Annotated in this window: 19 protein-coding genes; 8 read left to right on the top strand and 11 right to left on the bottom strand. The window is 52.9% G+C overall.

The window, feature by feature from the left end:
* Nucleotides 1-5: 5 nt before the first annotated feature.
* Nucleotides 6-584 (top strand): RNA polymerase sigma factor, encoded by a 579-nt coding sequence (locus CMO10_RS03995; protein ID WP_297018976.1) that lies wholly within the window; start codon nucleotides 6-8, stop codon nucleotides 582-584.
* 30 nt (nucleotides 585-614) lie between these two features.
* Here the strand turns inward: CMO10_RS03995 and CMO10_RS03990 are convergent, their stop codons facing one another.
* The 6 genes from CMO10_RS03990 to CMO10_RS03965 all read right to left on the bottom strand — a co-directional run bounded on the left by CMO10_RS03990 (nucleotide 615) and on the right by CMO10_RS03965 (nucleotide 6266).
* Nucleotides 615-953 (bottom strand): STAS domain-containing protein, encoded by a 339-nt coding sequence (locus CMO10_RS03990; protein WP_297018975.1) that lies wholly within the window; start codon nucleotides 951-953, stop codon nucleotides 615-617.
* A 58-nt stretch (nucleotides 954-1011) separates the two neighbouring features.
* Nucleotides 1012-3423, bottom strand: coding sequence for a hypothetical protein (locus CMO10_RS03985; RefSeq protein WP_297018974.1), 2412 nt, complete (start codon nucleotides 3421-3423; stop codon nucleotides 1012-1014).
* Nucleotides 3420-4265: a hypothetical protein gene (locus CMO10_RS03980; RefSeq protein ID WP_297018973.1), complete on the bottom strand. Its 846-nt coding sequence runs from the start codon at nucleotides 4263-4265 to the stop codon at nucleotides 3420-3422. Before CMO10_RS03980 ends, CMO10_RS03985 begins: the two co-directional genes overlap by 4 nt.
* Nucleotides 4266-4285: 20 nt before the next feature.
* Nucleotides 4286-4510, bottom strand: a complete 225-nt coding sequence (locus CMO10_RS03975) for an EscF/YscF/HrpA family type III secretion system needle major subunit (protein ID WP_297018972.1) — start codon at nucleotides 4508-4510, stop codon at nucleotides 4286-4288.
* Between the two features lie 86 nt (nucleotides 4511-4596).
* On the bottom strand, nucleotides 4597-4836 hold the full coding sequence (locus CMO10_RS03970; protein WP_297018971.1) for an EscE/YscE/SsaE family type III secretion system needle protein co-chaperone: 240 nt from the start codon (nucleotides 4834-4836) through the stop codon (nucleotides 4597-4599).
* Nucleotides 4833-6266 (bottom strand): FHA domain-containing protein, encoded by a 1434-nt coding sequence (locus tag CMO10_RS03965; RefSeq protein ID WP_297018970.1) that lies wholly within the window; start codon nucleotides 6264-6266, stop codon nucleotides 4833-4835. Before CMO10_RS03965 ends, CMO10_RS03970 begins: the two co-directional genes overlap by 4 nt.
* A 187-nt stretch (nucleotides 6267-6453) precedes the next feature.
* On the opposite strand from CMO10_RS03965, the gene CMO10_RS03960 reads away from it, so the two are divergent.
* From CMO10_RS03960 to CMO10_RS03940, 5 genes are read left to right on the top strand one after another with little or no spacing between them, the layout of a single operon-like run.
* Entirely contained in the window at nucleotides 6454-6933 is a 480-nt protein-coding gene (locus tag CMO10_RS03960) for a CesT family type III secretion system chaperone (RefSeq protein ID WP_297018969.1), read from the top strand.
* Entirely contained in the window at nucleotides 6934-8688 is a 1755-nt protein-coding gene (gene sctC / locus CMO10_RS03955; RefSeq protein WP_297018968.1) for a type III secretion system outer membrane ring subunit SctC, read from the top strand. It abuts the gene before it with no gap.
* A 2-nt stretch (nucleotides 8689-8690) separates the two neighbouring features.
* Nucleotides 8691-9152, top strand: a complete 462-nt coding sequence (locus tag CMO10_RS03950) for a type III secretion system chaperone (protein ID WP_297018967.1) — start codon at nucleotides 8691-8693, stop codon at nucleotides 9150-9152.
* A gap of 57 nt (nucleotides 9153-9209) precedes the next feature.
* Complete coding sequence (locus tag CMO10_RS03945; RefSeq protein ID WP_297018966.1) at nucleotides 9210-9782, top strand: hypothetical protein; 573 nt, start codon at nucleotides 9210-9212, stop codon at nucleotides 9780-9782.
* Nucleotides 9783-9836: 54 nt separating this feature from the next.
* Nucleotides 9837-10424 carry a hypothetical protein gene (locus CMO10_RS03940; protein WP_297018965.1) on the top strand — a complete coding sequence of 196 codons (588 nt, stop codon included), beginning with the start codon at nucleotides 9837-9839 and terminating at the stop codon, nucleotides 10422-10424.
* A 55-nt stretch (nucleotides 10425-10479) separates the two neighbouring features.
* Here CMO10_RS03940 and sctV read toward each other — a convergent pair whose 3' ends face one another.
* Genes sctV through sctW form a run of 5 tightly spaced genes read right to left on the bottom strand, consistent with a single transcriptional unit; the run spans nucleotide 10480 to nucleotide 15032 of the window.
* Nucleotides 10480-12585, bottom strand: coding sequence for a type III secretion system export apparatus subunit SctV (gene sctV / locus CMO10_RS03935; protein WP_297018964.1), 2106 nt, complete (start codon nucleotides 12583-12585; stop codon nucleotides 10480-10482).
* On the bottom strand, nucleotides 12585-13094 hold the full coding sequence (locus tag CMO10_RS03930) for a hypothetical protein (RefSeq protein WP_297018963.1): 510 nt from the start codon (nucleotides 13092-13094) through the stop codon (nucleotides 12585-12587). The genes sctV and CMO10_RS03930 overlap by 1 nt, the downstream gene beginning before the upstream one ends.
* A gap of 11 nt (nucleotides 13095-13105) precedes the next feature.
* Nucleotides 13106-13498 carry a type III secretion apparatus assembly protein SctX gene (gene sctX, locus CMO10_RS03925; RefSeq protein ID WP_297018962.1) on the bottom strand — a complete coding sequence of 131 codons (393 nt, stop codon included), beginning with the start codon at nucleotides 13496-13498 and terminating at the stop codon, nucleotides 13106-13108.
* 44 nt (nucleotides 13499-13542) lie between these two features.
* A complete protein-coding gene (locus CMO10_RS03920) occupies nucleotides 13543-13929 on the bottom strand; it encodes a CesT family type III secretion system chaperone (RefSeq protein WP_297018961.1) in 387 nt (128 codons plus the stop codon).
* Nucleotides 13926-15032, bottom strand: coding sequence for a type III secretion system gatekeeper subunit SctW (gene sctW, locus CMO10_RS03915; protein WP_297018960.1), 1107 nt, complete (start codon nucleotides 15030-15032; stop codon nucleotides 13926-13928). The genes CMO10_RS03920 and sctW overlap by 4 nt, the downstream gene beginning before the upstream one ends.
* A gap of 233 nt (nucleotides 15033-15265) precedes the next feature.
* On the opposite strand from sctW, the gene CMO10_RS03910 reads away from it, so the two are divergent.
* Both CMO10_RS03910 and CMO10_RS03905 read left to right on the top strand, forming a co-directional pair.
* Entirely contained in the window at nucleotides 15266-15565 is a 300-nt protein-coding gene (locus CMO10_RS03910; protein ID WP_297018959.1) for a hypothetical protein, read from the top strand.
* Nucleotides 15566-15627: 62 nt separating this feature from the next.
* Nucleotides 15628-16245, top strand: a complete 618-nt coding sequence (locus CMO10_RS03905) for a hypothetical protein (RefSeq protein ID WP_297018958.1) — start codon at nucleotides 15628-15630, stop codon at nucleotides 16243-16245.
* Nucleotides 16246-16254 lie beyond the last annotated feature (9 nt).

Genomic DNA, 16254 nt, shown 5'->3' with positions numbered 1-16254 from the left:
TTTCAATGAAGGCTGAGCAACACTTAGACGTTGCCGAGGACTCGGCGCGCGACCGCGTTGAAGTTGTGTCGGAGGAAACGTTTATTTCCTGCGTACAGGATTGCCGTGCGAGTCTTTATCACTTTGTACTAAAGCACATTGGGAATCCCACCGATGCCCAGGACTTGACCCAGCAGGCGCTGACGGAAGCCTATCGTTCACTTGCCAAATTCAAGGGTGAGTCAGAACTCGCGACGTGGCTGTTTGGGATCGCGATGAATATCGTGCGCAACTTTATTCAACGAAGCCCCCACAAGAAGTACAATTTCGTCAGCGAAGATGCCCTGACATATCACCCACACGAGTCCGTGGGACAAGATGAGCAAATCGCCTTTGAAAAAGTGATGCGCGATCTTGATGCAGAACTCAAAAATCTGCCTGATGAATTGCGCAACATGATCATGATGGTCGCGGTAGACGGCCTGACATACGACGAAGTTGCCACGATGTTGTCCGTACCAATCGGAACTGTCCGTTCCCGCCTATCGCGTGTTCGGGCTACATTAAAAGAAAAGATGCCGGAAATAGACGATTTGCTGTCGTAATCGCCTATCCGTTCCGGACCCATTTCCCGGCTATCCTTCCAACGCTTCCTTTGCTTCGCTTTCGCGATCATAGACCTTTAGGATTTTAAGGAATCCTGTCATTTCAAATACTTCGCGAACCGACGGTGACATGCCGCAAATTGCCATCGCGCCACCCGATTTTTGCATGTTTTTTGCCGCAACCAGGACAACCCGCAAACCAGCACTCGATATGTAATCAAGCCCGGACATATCGATCAAAAGACGGGTTGCACCTTGATCAATCACGGCTTTGACGGTCGTCTCAGCCTCGCCAGCCGAAGAGCTGTCAAGACGGCCAACCATCAATATGATATGCACCGAACCGTCGATCTTTACTTCCAAAGCCATCCCAAATTCTCCTTTGACGGGCGCTTGTTTCCAATAGGACAACGCATCGCAATGAGGATTAACACCCACTCTCGATCATCATTGTCTTTACTTTTTCGTTTGCCAAAGCCGTTGCCAAGGGCAAGTTCACGCCAAAGGCGCGGCATGCACTCCCCCCAAACCCGTCAACAGAACGGCCAGAAGGTTGAAGGCTTTCGGTGCTCGCGATATTTTTCCAGCGCTGAACGACAGGTGACAATCCAAGAACACCATCGGCATCAAGTTCGGCAATAACCGGTAAGATATCCTGCGCTGTATCTACCAGCGCCTGAAGCTCCGCGCTTGTTTCAAGAACCTTTACCTGATCCAGGCCACCTTCCAATGTCGAGATCAGATTTCGTCCAGCGCCGTCGATACGTTCCAGTTCCCGCACTGCTGTGACGGTAAAGGCCCAGCGAAAATCATCGCCGAATTCCGAGGAATAAGAACCCGCCATGGCATGCATCCTGAATGCAGTACTAAAATACGCGACATAGTCCGGAGCCATCAAGTGACGCGGCCCGGCCCCCTGCCCAAACAGCAGATCACTCATCGTCGTGATTGCCGATTGATCAAGAATCTCAGACACGGCCCCTTGGGCGCTTCCAGCAAGATTGCGGACATTACGATAATATTCGCCCAACTCAAGCGCACGCGAGATATCCTCACTGGACGGGAGACCATCCGCACTCGGTCGCACAATTTCTTGCCCGACACGGCCCAGTATTTCACGCCCCATCTGGTCCTCATTTAGCGACAGCAGTTGCGCTACAGCCCGTGAATTATACCCATCGAAACGTACAACGTTGGTTCTTTCGTCACGATGAGACGAAGACAGTTCAACCTGATTAAGGGCAGCCTCAAGCTCCAAACTTGCCTTGAGGCGCAACCTGAACAGCCAGCTCTTGTCCAGCAGAGGCGTAGCATTCAGTTCCGCAAACAATGGGTCTTGCCCGCTGGCATCATCCGATAACAGACCAAGCTGCTTTTGACTGTCAGCGACCGTCCCGTAGGCTGCCAAAAGATCACCAATAGTCTTTTCACTCACCGTTTCAGGCCGAGATGCAATCTGATCATTCAGGGCGAACCAAGCATTACCTGCTGCGACGATCTCGGGGCCGCGCCCGACACCCCACTGATAGCCAACGACTGTCTCCAGAAGGGACTGAACACGATTGGTGATTTCGTGCTGCCAATCGGGCGAAACACCCCACCTGCTTCCGACAATGTCAGACAGGACGGGCGGCACGCCATCGGCACGAGCCCGATCAATCACCCCGTTTTCAGCCAAAAGCGTCCACCATGGATCGATTATCGGTTCTTGGGTAACTTTACCGGCCGCCGTACCTGCCCCCGGATCGGTTGATTGAACCGGCCCACTCAAATAAGTCGTCAGCTCTGACAGGAACTGGACAGAACGGTTCACGACCGTTTCAGTGTTGGCGGTCAATGCCGTTTGCTCGATGCCGTCGAGGCGCAACTCGAACGCCCTGCGCGCTGGATCCTGAAGCACCGTCTTGCTCAGAGCGATGATTTCGGACCGCAAGGCTTCAAACTGTGTCCCCGGCACAACTGCAATCAGATCCGCACCCTGTGTCTGTTGCAGGGTTTCCCCCAAATGCCACAAACGCGACGCCGCATCAATTTGCGAATGCGGTGACAACGCATTACGCAAAGCCGCCCCGTGTTGCCAGGCAACCCCACCACCAACCATCAGCGCCAGAAGCGCCGCCACGGCCAACAAACCTTTGCGACCAGATTGTTTGCTATTGACCCAAGCATAAAGATCTTCTGCCCCTGCAAACCGTTCGAGCTCGTGATAAAGACTGACCTGCCGGCTCCGGGCCACGTCGCCTTGCACCACATCGCCGGTCAGGAAAACACCCGACGGTTTCCAAGCCGGCCGTGATGTTTCAATAAAAGTATCGAGAGCCTGCAAAACGGAATGCCACCCCAGGACAGCATTTTGCACCGGAAGGTTTGCAGAATATCGCGTATCTGATTGATCGGAAATCAGCCTGTCTGAACGGGAGATTGCTGCCTGATAGTTGGTTGAAAGCGCCAACGCTCTGATTCCGGTGTCCACATTCTCGCCAAGCCATCCGATAACAGCCTTGCCGGACGGCAAAACACCGGCCTTGGTCAGCCCCGATGAAACATCGTGATCACCAGTACCACACAACAGCAAAACAATCGGCCGCCCCAAGGATTGGAACGTGGCCGCAAGTCGATGAACATAGGATCCGATACGGGCGACGTGCTCAGACTGTCGCAAACCACTGGTTGGAATTGCAATGACCAATCCCCGATACTTCCCGGCGTTCACATTGCGTTTCGATCTTCCCCAGACACCATCAGCCTTAAACCAGTGCGGGACTGCGTTATCGGCAAGATCACGAAACAGCGTTTTGCGATCGACACCCGGACAAACATGGCAGAACCACTGTTTCATACGGGCTCCTGAATGCTATCGATCGCACCGGCGTGTGCCGTGATTTGCCCCTGATACACCCACCCAAGAACAAAGCCAGCAAACAGGCAGAGCAATATCATTGCACCAATCAACAGTGACCGACGAAACACAGCTGTTTTCGAAGGTCGCGTTTCTGGTGTTTCCAGGAGACGTACGGATTGCTTCCGCCCCGTCACTGACAATGGAAGGGAAACCACACAGTTAAAGTCACGGATATAGGAAGGAAAACAGGCCGACAGTTTGGCATCAGTGGTCACCGGGACAATATCACGCCCCGAAGACGTTGATCTTGTGTGTCGTTCAAGACCGCCATAAACCTGCTGCGCCAAACCATACAGCTTCGCCAGTTCATCTGTCAGCGGCAGTTGCCGACAAGCCAAAACCTGTTGCACGGTCGGTGGATTTGGACAGTAGCGATCCGCCAGCATCCCGGAAGCCCAGCGCACACCGTTGCTCATCGCAATCCGGGCTGCTTCGCCATCAAGCACAACAAGCGCAAGCCAGACCGAACAGGTCTTCTCTTCGTGGCAGGTGCGAGAGTCTTTTGCCGAAAATTGCTCGTATTGCCCGAACATTTCCGGCGGTGAAGCAATCTCGTCGAGATGCTTGCCGAAGTAGCGCGCAATGACCAGGTCAACGCGCTCAGCCAGTGCGTCGGGCCTCATTGGTGCATTCTGATCTGCAGCTTGAACTAGATCAGCAATGGCCGCCATCAAGACGGATAGAATTCTGTTGTCGTCGGCACCATCCAAAAGCTCGGCAGAAGACTGCGAAGGGCGCAATTCTTCTACCAAGGCAACAGATTGTCTTCCTGCGCTCATTGTCTGGCACCGCTGACAAATCAGTTCATTTTCTGGATGACACCGCGCAATGCGTCGCCAAGCGCCTTGATCGTTGACGTCTGCATCTGAACAGACAAGGTCCATTCCTGCATCTTGCGTTGCATTTCGATCATCTGGCTCGGATCAGATGAATCCATGTTCTGCATGAAGCTTTCGAAATCTGCTTCATTGGCCTTCATGTTATTGCCAAGCGACTGGCCAACGGAGTTGAAGTTCAACGACATTTCAGAAGTTCCTTTCAGAAACGCACACCCGCAAGGGGTATGTATGACGAATTGGCAGTTTCATTCACATCCCGAAAGATTTCGGGTTAGCTCTTCTGGGCTGTGCCCGATACCATCCGAACGACTTTTTGCGCGGCCTCGTACGATTCAAGCAAGCCTGACAAAACGCGGTACTGGTCCGGGGCTACGCCCTGATCAAGTTGACGCTTCACTTGCATCGCGGCAGCTTCAAGACGGTCGCAATATTGATCTGCGTGATCAGCCCGATCTTCGCCGGCCAGTTTTTCTTCGATATCCAGAATATGTGTCGCAGTTTGCTCGTTCATTCTGTCTCTCTGATATCAATCATGTATTCGCTGTCATGACGCTGAAGCACCAGCGCACCATCTGTAACCGACTTCAGGGTGAACCCCGGGGCAACTTCGCCGCCGATATGCACCTTTTCCTGCCCGGAAAGCAGCAAGAACCCGTTGTCCCCGCCCACGGCGGCAACCAATTCAAAAGGCATATTGTCGCCGTCCAAAACCACTGGACGGGCATCACGGAAGTTCAACCCATATTCATCAGTCCACTGCGCCAGAAGATCTTCCCAGTCATTCAGCTTCGACCATTCCAGACGACCCGATACGATGATCTCGTCACGCAAGTTTCGAAGCGAAATCTGGGAAATTCCCTGACGTTTTAATTGGTCACCAAAGACGTCAATCAGTTCCCTGATCTCATAAATTTTTTCTGCATCGACACCTGCGGCACCAACAACCTCTTCCTGAACGAAGGCAACGAGCTGCTCTTTTGCGCCCGGATCGGAGACAACACTGCTGACATAAACGACACCATCTTCGACCTTGTCGACCTTTACACCCCTGCCCGAAAGCACCGATGCCGCACGCTTTTCAAGTTCACTGTCTGCAATCACATCAATCCGGGCCTCGGGCGCAATGCCGTATACAGCGGTCGATATCATCTCTACCGTCTGGGTCGTAGGTGCGTAACCGGCAACATGGGGAATGCCGTCGATCAATGTCGCCTTAAGGTCACTAACCTCGGAGATACCGGCAAGAAGTGTTGTAATTTCACTGAACTCTTCCTGCCCTGGAACCATCACCTGGCCAGGAGCAGGCGTGGCAATGCTTTCATCATCACCGGCAATAAAGACCATCAGCAAACCACCGATGACCGCAACCGTTGTCACCACAATCGGGATCAGCATCACAGACCGGGACGACTTTCGTTTCCTGCCATCGTCCGAAATAGCGACTGCCTCGTCTGTGGCAGCGTCGGCTTCCCCTGTAGCGCCTGTCGCATCATCCGTCAGACCGCCCTGACCTAGTAGCGACGTTTTATCCCCTGCCCCACCTTCGAGCGCCTCTGCTCCGTTATCAGACGGCTTGTTTGCGTCATCAGAAACAACAGATCGATCAACCGCATGCGGGGACTCTTCAAACTTCGGTTCGTCCCAACGGGTTTCGAGACCACCAATCCCGATAACAACATCACCGATCCAGAATTTCTGAGGCAGGGCAATCTCGTCATTCTCAGAAAGCGCATGTGCACCTTCTGAAAAGACAGTCTTTTCACATTTCAGGACTTTCAGTCGCCCAGCGGCCTCATCAATCGCAAATCTGAAATGCGCATTTGCAACACCACGCCCCATGACCACAACATCGTCTTCTTCACCACAGCCGACAACATAGTCGCCTGAGTGAAGGGTAACATGCGCACCGGCCTGAGGGCCGAAAAGAACGACAAATTGCACCTGAAATCTCACCGGTTAAATCAAGAATCCTTGGTCAAATATTCGCAAACAAGGCCTTGGCTACCAAGCAAAAAAAGTGTGGAACTCTATTGGTCTGCTTGTCACTAAAGGTGTGGAAATGGTGCATCTGCCCGAATGAAAAACGGGTGCGCCATAACGTCGAATTCGCCGCAAATCGGGAAGTTCCATGTCTGAAAAAGAACTCACCTCACTTGTTTCTGAACTTGCCCGTTCCCTTCGGATCGAAACACCTGCGAAGCGACGGGATGGATCATACCGTCTTCGGTTCGACGGGCGGCATAACGTGACGCTTTCGAATGTTCCGGGCGGACAAATTCTTCTTTCCAGTCGCCTGCGACGCTTGCCGGCAGATACCGATACAAAAACGTCGATGTTACGAAACAGCATGCAGTTTGCACTTGGTCGGGCAGCAAGCAGTCAGTCCTGCCTTTCACTCGACAAGCAAACGGACACCCTGTTCATCCACCAGCTCATCGAGGGAAACACCCGTCCGATGGATTTTGAGGAAATCGTTGGTGATTTCGTCAATGACCTTTTCTGGTGGAAAGACAATCTGGCAGCTGCCCCTTCGGCACCTTCCGCGCGGAAGCAGGCCAACGTGACGGCACAGCCCCAATTCATCCAACCAAACTTGCTGGTCAGATAAATGCATTTTGCTGCCACTTTGAATTTTCTCTCGATCACGCGTGCCGCACATTCTCAGAAGCGCGTATCATCACCACTGCGCCATTTTGCACGTGCATTGTTTGTTGCCGGGTCGACAACTGTCGCCGCCTTCGCATTCCACCCTGCCACAGCGCAGGCGCAGGAGACACTGCAGTTCGGTGAGACTGCTGCACCGACCCCGGACTGGCCGCAAACCAGCTTTTCGGTCTATGCACGTAACGAACCTATTCGCGATATCCTGCAATCATTTGCCGCAGCCTATGGCATTCATCTGGTTACCGGCCGCAATGTGACCGGTGTTGCAAACGGGCGGCTGTTTGCGCCCACCCCACAACAATTTCTGGATGATCTGGCGCAAACTAACGGTCTTGTATGGTTCTATTACGGTGGCACGCTTTACGTAAATCCGCGCAGCGAAATCACACGCAGCCGCATTGATTTGCCGCGCGGTGCCGCCCGCAATGCCCGCAGCGCGCTAGAAGAACTTGGCCTCGTCTTTCCACAATTTGGTGTCACTGCATTTCCGGAAAACGATGCTGTCATTGTTTCCGGGCCGCCACCTTATGTCGGACTGGTGCGTGAAGTACTCAGCATGCTGCCCGAAGACGCAGAGTCAGCCGAGACATCAATCTATGTCTATCGGCTCAAACACGCATCAGCCGAAGACAGAACGTTCTTTTATCGTGACAAGGAAGTTACCATTCCTGGTGTCACCACCATTCTGCGCAATCTGATGCAGTCCGGAAATGCCGGGGCGGCCATCAAGGTGCGCGAGACGCCCGGATCGCCTGAAAGTGCCGTGGCGCTCGAAGGACTGGAAGGGGAAGGCCTGAACGGTAAGGAGCGTGTTTCTGCTGCCGGCAACCGCAACCAGAACTATCAGAATGATGCTCCGTCCGGCCCTGCTCAAATTCGGATACAATCCGATCCCCGCCTGAACGCCGTCATTATTCGCGACACCAAGGATCGGATAAGCCAGTACGAAGCCCTGCTGTCAACGATCGACATTCCGGTCGCCTTGATCGAAATCGAAGCGGCAGTTGTCGACGTTAACGTGTCCAAACTGGAAGAACTTGGGGTCGACTGGCGCGGTCAGAACGGCAATGTATCTGGCGGATTTGGCAACATTGAAACGGCAACACCCGGCGAGAACGAACTCTCGGTCGCTGTTGGTCCGGATGCCAATCTCAATACGATCCTGACGTCAGCAGGCAGTTACTTCCTGACCAAGATCCGTGCACTTGAAAGCAGCGGCGATGCACGAATTTCTTCGCGACCGTCTGTCCTGACGGTCGACAATCTTGAAGCGGTACTTGATCTGAGCCGCACGATTTATGTCCGCGTTTCTGGTGAACGGGTGGCGAACCTGTTCCCTGTCACGGCGGGCATCATGCTTCGCGTGACACCGCGCCTGATCTCGCAAAGCAACCAGCATTCCGTGCAGCTTGATGTCGATATCGAAGATGGCACGATTGATGACCAGACAACGGTCGATGAAATCCCGTCAGTTCAACGCAGCACGATTAGCACACAAGCCGTCGTTGGCCGGGACGAGAGCCTCCTGATCGGGGGATATGTCTATGAAACGCAAGTTGACAATGAATCGAAGGTTCCCCTGCTTGGCGACATTCCGGGGCTTGGTATCTTGTTCCGTTCGACAGAGCAAAGCAACGAGCGGCGCGAACGCTTCTTCATGATCACCCCGAAAATCGTCAATCTTCCTGCGGCGTCTTAGCAATGACAGATCACTCCGCACAAACAAAAGCTGAAAGGCTGATCTCCGATTTCGGCAAAAGCATCGGCATCGAAAGCCTTGCATTTGACGAGTTCGGTTGCTGCATGCTGGCATTCGATGACGACATCATCATCAATATCGCCCAAGAAAAAGCCAATCAGCGTATCCTGTTTTTTGCCTATGTCGGCAGTGTTGTTGCCGCCGTCACCCCATATAGAACTTTGTTGAAGGCAAATTTCTACTGGCGGGCCACAGGCGGGGCTACGTTATCGCTTGATCAGGATGATGGGGCCATTTGCCTGACCAAGCCGTTTGGTGAGGAAGACTTGACCCCACAGGAACTGACCGCCGAGCTGGAGAAATTTATTTCAACCGTTGAAAAATGGCGGGATTGGTCGAAAGAAGGGCAAGACTCACAGGAAACGGCACCACAAGATAAGGAACCAATCGGGACCTTTGTGTAACAAAATCAAAGCGGCATACATTTACGCTTCAGGAGATCAGGCACCTGCCTTGAAACCATGACCGGTATTAGAAACGACAATCTGCCATCCCAGAATGTCTCGACGCATGAGACCAATGGTGTCGCGCGACCGCAGGATGACAGTGCGCAAACCGGACCGGGCAAAATTGGCGAAAGAGCTGTCCGTGCCCTGACCAAGGAAATGCTTGAAGGCGACAGCGGCGCGCTTGCGAAGTTTGGTACGTTTGAGAAAGCACAAATATCGCGGGCCCATTCCACCTTTGCCGAGCAAAACATTGCCCCGCCGTCAGAGAGCAGTGCTTCACTTTTGGATCGGAAAATTGCACTGGCGCAGAACGATCAAAAACAGGCCACGCATAACTCTTTTGTGATCGAAAATTTTATGAGCGCGACGAGAAACGGCGATGGGTTTGTAACTGCTTGTAATCTTGCAAAAATAGACCCGAACAACCTCGACGACCACAAACGTGAACAAGTAGATGAACAGCTATCAGACCTGTTTTCCAGTAAAAAAAGTGCTGCAACACCGGACTTGAGTGATGTATCTGTGCTGCTCGAGAAGTCGGTTGAAGTTATTCGCCAGATAGCGCTGCCACAGCGACCCGGCTAGTTTTCAATGACACCTTAACCACTTAAACAGGCACACTGTCATACGGACCGACGAATGATCAATAATTCCGCCACGCTGACCCAGATTCTGAATGCTGCCCAGGAGGACAAATACGTCCTGCTAAACGGCAACAATGGAAGCCTGAAGGTAGAATCCGTCGGCGAACTTCCCGACAGTGGCCGGCGCGTGAAGTGGGTACGTGCCGTTGATTCCGGTGATGTGTCCGTCGCGGAACTGAATGCCCATAGCGTTTTCACAGCCGAAATGCAGACGGCATTTGGCGAAAAAATCAGCGCGATGGCAATGGATAAAGTGAGCCTTGGTGTTTCGGACAACAAACAAGTTCTGAGCTCCGACGAAATCAAGGCTGCTGTCTTGCGCGCAAAGGAAATCCAGTCCCTTTACGAGGGCATCATGCTCCCCACCCGACTGGAGTTTTCAGCGGTCCGTAAAACACCGCAATTTGTCGCATGCTGTAAGGAGCTGGGCATTCAGCCAAGCGACCTGCCCGCCGAGACGGTTGATATGTTGCTCGACAAAGCACTCAGTAACTACTGTGCTGAGAATGGCCCGATGATCGACCATGCAACGTCGTATCACTTGCTCGCAGAGACGATCAAAAACCTCTCAGCAGACGTCTGAAGTAGAAGCACTGGGGTCAGATACGGCTCGAATTCAAACTCGGTCGCATCGTCCCCTAGAGCGTCACGCGACCGAGTGGCTGAGTATTGATCTCGGACGTTAATTCCTGGAATGACAGGACCGGCAATTCATACAAATCACCCTCGATCAATTTCCGCACATAGCGTCGAATATCCATCGACGTCAAAAGGACCGGTTTGTGCGCAGAGCTTGATATATCCGAGACAGTCTTCTTGATGTTTTCAAGCAACCTCGCCGATACGTCCGGCTCAAGCGCAAGATAGCTGCCGGCAGAAGTCTGTCGGATCGCATTGCGGATTGTATCCTCAACATCCGGGGTAAACAGATAAGCCGGAAGGATGTTGTTGCCACCGCTATATTTGTAGCTGATATAGCGGCTTAGCGACGTCCTTACATACTCCGAAAGCAGCACTGTGTCTTTTTCCTTCTGGCCCCAAACAATCAGGGCTTCGAGGATCGCGCGCAGATTTCGGATGGAAACTTCCTCGGAAACCAGCCGCTGGAAAATCTCTGCGATGCGCTGAAGCGGCAACACGCGCTGAACTTCTTTTACCAGCTCCGAGAAATGGTCTTCGACACTGGCCAACAGATATCGTGTTTCCTGAATGCCGACAAAGTCGGCCGCATATTTCTTAAGAACAAAGGCCAGATGATAGGTCAGAATACTATCAAGGCTCAGGTAGGACAGCTTGCTTTTATCAAGCATGGTCCGGTGTTTTTTATCGACCCAAAGCGTATTCAATCCCGGCAGGAACTTTTCACCCTCTTCATAGGCAAGGTTCAATGTTTGGAGGTTCGCAGCAGGTTCACGAACAAACAGCATGTCTGGCTTCAAACGGCCCTGGGATACGGGCACTTCATGAAGCAATATGCGATAGGAGTCTGCTGGAAGATTTTCATTGAAACGCAAATGAATCCCCGGGAACGGAACGCCAAGGTCATAGTAAAGCGCGCGTCGGACTTTCATCAGTTCCTTGTTCAGGCTTTCCGCACTCAGGAACTCCTTGATGTTTGCCGACACATCCAACAGCAGCGGCACGGTCAGAACGACTTCATCGCCTGTGTCGTCTTCTTCGCGTTCGGAATATGACTGCCCGGCAGGAGCAAGGGACTTAAGATGTGTGGCATCGGAGCCCTTGCTTTTGGCATCGACAGCATTCTGCGCCCTGAAAAGAACAGTCCCGACCCCACCAATGATAAGCGCGAGAACAATGAACGTGCCCGTTGGCATCCCCGGGATCAAACCAAACCCGAGCATGATACAAGCGCCAATCATCAGGGCACGTGGCTGTGCAAGGACCTGTCCACCAATATCCTTACCAACGTTACTTGGTCCGGCACCATCTTCCTCGACCGAAACGCGGGTCACAATGATACCGGCCGTAATGGCGATAAACAGTGCAGGGATCTGCCCGATCAGGCCATCGCCAATTGTAAGGATGGAATAGATATTGACCGCTTCGCCAGCAGCCAAGTCACGCTGCATCACGCCAATCGCCATACCACCGATCAAGTTGACAGCAACAATGATCAGGCCGGCAATCGCATCACCCTTGACGAACTTCATCGCGCCATCCATGGCGCCATAAAGCTGACTTTCCTTTTCGACCAGACCGCGACGTCGGCGTGCTTCATCCATATCGATCACACCGGCGCGCATATCGCCATCGATCGACATCTGTTTGCCAGGCATTGCATCAAGTGAAAAACGTGCGCCGACTTCGGCCACACGTTCAGCACCCTTGGTGATCACAACAAACTGGACAATTGTCAGGATCAGAAAGACCACCAAACCAACAACCAGGTTGCCGCCGACCACGAAGTTGCCAAATGTTTTAACGATACTACCCGCATCAGCCTGCAGCAGGATCAGTCGCGTTGTCGAGATCGACAAAGCCAGCCGGAACAGAGTTGTCACCAGCAGAACAGCCGGAAACGCCGCGAACGCCAGTGGATTTGGCAGATACATAGCAACCATCAAAAGGATGGCAGCCAGCCCCATATTCGTTGCAATCAGGGCATCAACAAGCTGCGTTGGCAGCGGCAGGATCATCATGAAGATGATAGCCACAAGCAAGATCGCAAGAACGATATCTGTACGGTTGGTCGCAAGAAGCAGGAGTTTCTGCAGTTTTTCCATCAGTTCTGTTTCACTCTGTTCTTAGCTGGCGCTGAAGCTGGCACCTTTGATTGCTGTTCATTTTTATTGAGAAAGGCCTGAACGGCCTCCTGCGCCTCTTTGGTATGCCCAAGTGCATGATGAGATCGCGCCATCAGGAAGAAAACACTCGCCGGCGGGTTTGGCCGCGTTGCCAAATAATTCGCGAGTTTCAGGCAGCCTTCATAGTCCTCGCAGGCCAACCGGGCACTGGCGAGACCAAGTCCGTATCTCTGATTTTCGGGGAACTGCGCATAAAGGGCAGCATAAAGCGCCCGGGAATGGCGGAATTTGCCATACTGCGCATAGAAAAAGGCAAGTGCGTCGACAACATTCCAGCCGCTTGCCTTTGCATCAACGATCGCGGATGCTTTTCGGGCTTCGGTGCTAATCGCTGCATCCGGCAGCCCGGATGATGTTTCTCCGCCAGTTTCCGGACCCGAATTCACCCGATTATCATCCTCACGAGGCTCGACTGAAACGTCACTCAACAACCTGTCTCCTACCCCTTGAAAAGCGCGCGCACATAGTTTTGCAGCATGCCTTCGATTTCACGGTTTTCGTTCAACACACGAATGGCTGCCTTGTAGGCCTTGTCATTCTGGCTGTCTTCCGTCCGAAGGCGCTCAAGCTCGGTTATGGCATCGCCAAGAGCCTGCTTGAATGCGCCCGGCGCAAGGAGCCCGCGATCTTCGATCACCGGCTTGAGTTCCGCTTCAAGCACATCCTTGATACCCGGCTTGTCCAAAACAGCAGCAAGCCTGTCGACACCAACATCCTGCGACGGCGGCAACGATGTTGCCTGTGGCAATTGCTTACTTACCTCGTCGGACTGATTGATGATGCGATCAATTCCCTGATTGAAATTGAAACCGCCAATTCTGATATCGACCATCGTTTCTGTACCTGACCTTTGCGTTTCCAAAATCACCGGAAGGCCTAACGGCCATCCAGTGCCTCATGGGCCGACTGAAGCAGCTCCAACGACTGTTCAAGTTTGATGTGGGATACTTGTGCCGCAGATATTCTTGTCAAAAACACCAAGGTGTTTTCGCCGCGCAGGGCCGCCTGTATGCCCGCGGTCCGCGTATTTTTGTAGTTCCCGAAAGACAGGGCTTCTGCCAGCTTCGCATCATCAACATGCTGTATATGACGCGACAGATACACCAGAAGATCATCCCCCGCCTGTTCGAAACAGACCGATCGCTCACCATCATCAAAATCCAGAACAAGGCCGTTTCGACCATCTGCCAGTTCGGACAAACCAAGATTCTCGATGCCGATCTCCTCACCGAACCGTTTGAGGGTTTCTTCGATCCAGTTCACAACAATTCATCCTCTTCGCGTTCGATCACGTCATCCAGACTTTCCTGCAGGGCCATCATGACTTTGTCCTTGGCTTCCTGGTCCGCAAATGCCCGTAACGGCATCTCTCTTACGACTGTTTTGATTTCCTGAAGGAAGCCGATTTGGGCTTCGGTCTCGGCGACACCGCTGTCGTTCAAAAGCCGGTTAAAGGAATCCTTGGTGGTCCAACCAGCCGCTGCAATATCAAGCAAGCCCTGCATGACGGCGACCGGTTCCACGCTATCGCACCCGAAACGGCGTTCCATGTTTTCCGAGAGCATGTCGCACTGCTCAAGCCCTGTACCGATCACTTCCACCGCATACAATTCGTCAATCAACGATTTGAGCAGAACCGGCTCGCTTGACGGTCCTTGTGCACTCAAATCATCGCCAACCGCACGCAGGAGCTTTTCCACGGCATTGGGCAGCTCGTCGCGTCCAAACCTTTCACAAATCCCCGAGAAGGACTGCGCAAGTGTCTGCCCCTCTTCGATCAGACCACGATAGCAGTCCCGGAATGACTGGGTTCGTTCGCTATTGCCTGCACCAAACAGCGAGGCGGTTGATGCGATGTTAAACCCGGCACGAATGTCTGGCCCAAAGTCGTCATCGAGCTCCTCAATCGCGTCCTGAAGCTGTTCCAGAATGTCATCAAAACCACCTTCGGCTTCCAGCTCATGGTAGGCCGAAGACAAGGCGGCATACTGATCGGTAATATCGCCGAATGCAGACGCGGCTTCAAACGGGTTCGTCCCGGATCTCAGCTTGGCGATAAGTTGCTCAAGCTTGCCCTGATCAAACGCTTCGTTTGCAGTCTGAATATACTCATTGATCTTCTCGACCGTCGGAATTTGCCGAGATGCCGCCTGTTTGACCGTGCGTTCCTGAATGCCTTTTGCTTCTTCTTTTTCAGAAGCAGCAAAAGTCATTTCTTCTGCGGCATCAGCAATCATTGATGTCGGGTTTTGACGCACAGAAACATTCTGGCCCTGCCACGATCCGGTGCGCTGACCGATATCGGATTGAGGACCGGAATTCTGATTCTGAATGTTGGCAGACTGAACACCTTCAAGCCCCACCATTTACGCCAACTCCCTTTATTCGTGATCGCACACACGCGTGCTGAATATTAAGTGGCAAAATCCCCCGATCAGTTCCCTGAATTTTCCAACTTGTTTGCACGAAAAAATGCACGGCTCAGGGAACTGATCCTGATCGCCTGTTACTTAATCTGCAGAAAGGGTCGCAACGCTTTCCAAATTGCTGGATCAGGCAACGACGCAGGGTTTTAACCAAGCAAACCGAAGGACGAAAAATGACAGTCGAACCAGAAGTTCAGGCACTTGAAATCGTCAAACAGCTCGAAGCGCTGTGCAATCAGGCTGAAAGCGCGATCAAGGAAACGGATGCGCTGTTTTCCAAAGGTGGTGTCAGCCGTGAGGCAATGGACCAGGCCTTTGGCGCGTTGCCGGAAAGCGAAAAGTCAAAAGGCCGTGCGCAGCTTTCTGCCGACCTCGAAGAAATCGAGCAGGAAGTCAACGCAGCCCGTCAAAGCCTGACACAGGTGCAGACAAAGACCAGCGCCTCGATGAAGCGCATGCGCCGGATGATCTGACCAATCTAAAGACATCCAGGCAGACCAATACTCGGAAACGACGACAAGCAGGAGTTGAGGATATGAGCAGTGTAAGCGGTGCAGGCGCAACATCTGGTGTGCAGGGTATTCAGCCCGGTATGGGTATGGAAGAGATGATGATGCTCGTCCAGGCCGAGCGTGCCAGCAACCTTGAAAGCCAGATGGCAGACCAGATCAAGGAAATTCAGTCGCGCAACGAACAGGTTCGCCAGCTTAATGACTTGCTCAGTTCGCTTCGCGCGGTTCGTCCCTCTGGTGATAACCCCGATAAGTGGGCCGTCCTTGGTAGCAATCGTCAGGAATCACGCGAAACCATTCGCGCTCTGGCCGAAGCAGGGGTCCCGGTAACCATTCAGCTCCTTGATGACGGTTCCTTGGATGATCTGAAAGGCCTGCCGAACGTCACGGTCAAGACGACCCATGGAGACGGGATTTCTGATGAGTATGGCAGCAATGGCTATGACGCCCAGCAGAAAACCATCGACACCTGGATCAATGACATCAAGGGCAAGATCGACGGCCTGAACTCAACCGGCCAGCTCGACATGATCCGGATGCAAAGCCTGATGAACAAACGCAATCAGGCCTTCGACACCCTGTCGAACACCTTGCAGAAAATTCAGAAATCCCTCGATGCCATCGTTGGCAACATGCGCTAACGGCGCTTA

The sequence above is a fragment of the Thalassospira sp. genome (assembly GCF_002709775.1).
Lineage (GTDB): Bacteria > Pseudomonadota > Alphaproteobacteria > Rhodospirillales > Thalassospiraceae > Thalassospira.
This window is presented reverse-complemented; position numbering and strand designations above follow the sequence as displayed.

Bases quoted from the DNA above. Each gene is read 5' to 3' on its own strand.
- CMO10_RS03950 (WP_297018967.1), top strand. From the start codon at position 8,691: ATGACAGATCACTCCGCACAAACAAAAGCTGAAAGGCTGATCTCCGAT.
- CMO10_RS03990 (WP_297018975.1), bottom strand. From the start codon at position 953: ATGGCTTTGGAAGTAAAGATCGACGGTTCGGTGCATATCATATTGATG.
- CMO10_RS03985 (WP_297018974.1), bottom strand. From the start codon at position 3,423: ATGAAACAGTGGTTCTGCCATGTTTGTCCGGGTGTCGATCGCAAAACG.
- CMO10_RS03910 (WP_297018959.1), top strand. From the start codon at position 15,266: ATGACAGTCGAACCAGAAGTTCAGGCACTTGAAATCGTCAAACAGCTC.
- CMO10_RS03995 (WP_297018976.1), top strand. From the start codon at position 6: ATGAAGGCTGAGCAACACTTAGACGTTGCCGAGGACTCGGCGCGCGAC.
- CMO10_RS03970 (WP_297018971.1), bottom strand. From the start codon at position 4,836: ATGAACGAGCAAACTGCGACACATATTCTGGATATCGAAGAAAAACTG.
- sctC (WP_297018968.1), top strand. From the start codon at position 6,934: ATGCATTTTGCTGCCACTTTGAATTTTCTCTCGATCACGCGTGCCGCA.
- sctX (WP_297018962.1), bottom strand. From the start codon at position 13,498: ATGGTCGATATCAGAATTGGCGGTTTCAATTTCAATCAGGGAATTGAT.
- sctW (WP_297018960.1), bottom strand. From the start codon at position 15,032: ATGGTGGGGCTTGAAGGTGTTCAGTCTGCCAACATTCAGAATCAGAAT.
- CMO10_RS03940 (WP_297018965.1), top strand. From the start codon at position 9,837: ATGATCAATAATTCCGCCACGCTGACCCAGATTCTGAATGCTGCCCAG.
- sctV (WP_297018964.1), bottom strand. From the start codon at position 12,585: ATGGAAAAACTGCAGAAACTCCTGCTTCTTGCGACCAACCGTACAGAT.
- CMO10_RS03960 (WP_297018969.1), top strand. From the start codon at position 6,454: ATGTCTGAAAAAGAACTCACCTCACTTGTTTCTGAACTTGCCCGTTCC.
- CMO10_RS03945 (WP_297018966.1), top strand. From the start codon at position 9,210: ATGACCGGTATTAGAAACGACAATCTGCCATCCCAGAATGTCTCGACG.
- CMO10_RS03905 (WP_297018958.1), top strand. From the start codon at position 15,628: ATGAGCAGTGTAAGCGGTGCAGGCGCAACATCTGGTGTGCAGGGTATT.
- CMO10_RS03980 (WP_297018973.1), bottom strand. From the start codon at position 4,265: ATGAGCGCAGGAAGACAATCTGTTGCCTTGGTAGAAGAATTGCGCCCT.
- CMO10_RS03975 (WP_297018972.1), bottom strand. From the start codon at position 4,510: ATGTCGTTGAACTTCAACTCCGTTGGCCAGTCGCTTGGCAATAACATG.